Consider the following 1945-nt stretch of genomic DNA (forward strand, 5'->3'; position numbering starts at 1 on the left):
GCGCACCTTGACGTAAACCTGTTCAATTCGGCGATCGCGCTCCAGCAGGTGTCCTTATCCAATTATCTCGCGGATGGCGTGGTGCCAAAAAAAATCGGAAGCGCTGCCCCCTACTCCGCACCGAACGAAGCCTTCGAGGCGTCGGATGGCTGGTTCATGCTGGCCGCTTACAACGGCGGACGCTGGGAGCGGCTCTGCGACATCTTGGAAATTCCAGAGATGAAGACCGACCACCGCTTTGTTGACTCCGCTTCGCGCGTCGCCAACCGCGAAGCAATGAAAGAAGTACTTGGCGAGCACTTCATCCGCCGCACGCGCAACGAGTGGCTGGCTGTGCTGAGAGATGCAGACATCCTTTGTTCCCCGGTCTCAGACTATGACGATCTCATGAACCACCCCCAGTTGGCGGCGAGCAAAATGCTCCTTCCGCTGGTTCATCCCGAGGTCGGCGAGATCAGGGTTCCTGGATTTCCGATCAACAGCGTGGCCATGAGTGCTGTCGATCATTCTGCAGCGCCTCGGCTCGGCGAGCATAACAAGAACGTCCTTGAGACTTTGGGATTGAGCGACGACGAAATCGCGTCGGTCCTCCAAGTCGCCTGAAGAGGAGACAGACCTGCAAACTTAAAGGGCAGCGGGGGGCTGCCCTTTTTTGTTCGACACAACATTGTGTTGCAAGTGCCACCAATGTCCGCTTGCGGGCGCGATGCAATCGACCGCTGCCTGCTCCGGTCCAAAGCTACCAGCGCAGCATTGCCCTCGATTGCTGGCATCTAATTCATAATTTTGCAAACATCCGAATCGATAGTGGACGGAACAAATGCCTGGCGATCATGTCGTCAGTCGGCAACGCTCGCCGCATTGCCGACTTCTTCAGGCCTCTCCTATCTGAGAAGCCGCCTCTCGCATCCGACTGGCGGGCTTCAGGTCTGCCGCTGACCGACCGTCACAGGCGGATGATCACCGACTTCAACTGGGTGTAGTGTGCCAACGCGTCGATCCCCTGCTCCCGTCCGTAACCGCTGTGCTTGAACCCACCGCACGGGGTTTGGACGAAGCCACCGCCATACTCGTTGACGACAATCCGGCCGGCGTCCAGCTTTGCAGCTACGCGGTGAATGCGGCCGATATCCCGGCTCCATATGCCGGCTGCCAGCCCGAAGTCGGAATCGTTGGCGATGCGCAATGCGTCGGCCTCTTCTTTGAACGGGATGACCACCACGACAGGGCCGAAGATTTCTTCTTTCGCCAGGGTCGCCTCATTCGCCACGCCAGTGAAAACTGTCGGCTCAATATACCACCCGCCGTTGAGGTTGGCTCCGCTGGCCACCTTGCCACCCACTGCGCATGTCATTCCTTCGTCTCCGGCGATCTTGAGATACTCCTGAACTTTCAGGAACTGCGCATGCGTTGTGATGGGGCCGGAGGTGGCGTCGTGCTCGTGGCAGACACGTAGCGCCTTCACTTCGTTCACGAACTTTTCGACGAACTCATCGTGGATGTTTTCCTGGACCAGGAGACGAGTCCCCGCACAGCACCACTGCCCGCTGTTCCAGGTGAAGGCACGGACAGACCCTTTCGCGGCCGCATTCAGGTCGGCGTCATCGAACACGATATTCGCGGATTTTCCGCCCAACTCGAGGGTCAGCGGTAATATACGATCAGCTGCTATGCGTCCGAGTTCCTGCCCTGCCCGGACGCTACCCGTGAACGAAATCTTCTGGATTTTAGGGTGGTCGACCATGGCAGGCCCGACCACGCTTCCGCGACCGACAACTACGTTGAGTACGCCGGCCGGCAGTCCCGCTTCTTCGACGGCGAGGCGCGCCAGTTCGATCAACGAGCCCGGGGTGTGTTCCGATGGCTTCGCAACAACCGTGTTGCCAACAGCAAGTGCCGGGGCAATGGCCCTTGCAGCCTGATGCAACGGAGCATTCCATGGCAA

At 58.9% G+C, this 1945-nt stretch carries 2 protein-coding genes; one reads left to right on the top strand and one right to left on the bottom strand.

What is annotated here, in order from left to right; all coding sequences use genetic code 11:
- Window positions 1-603: CoA transferase (locus A7X77_RS31365; protein WP_197486925.1), on the top strand; the 603-nt coding region annotated here is incomplete at its 5' end.
- Window positions 604-946: 343 nt separating this feature from the next.
- Here A7X77_RS31365 and A7X77_RS31370 read toward each other — a convergent pair.
- On the bottom strand, window positions 947-1945 hold a 999-nt coding region (locus tag A7X77_RS31370), incomplete at its 5' end, for an aldehyde dehydrogenase family protein (RefSeq protein ID WP_064686662.1).

Source organism: Rhizobium bangladeshense, from assembly GCF_001662075.1.
In the GTDB taxonomy this organism is placed as follows: domain Bacteria; phylum Pseudomonadota; class Alphaproteobacteria; order Rhizobiales; family Rhizobiaceae; genus Rhizobium; species Rhizobium bangladeshense_B.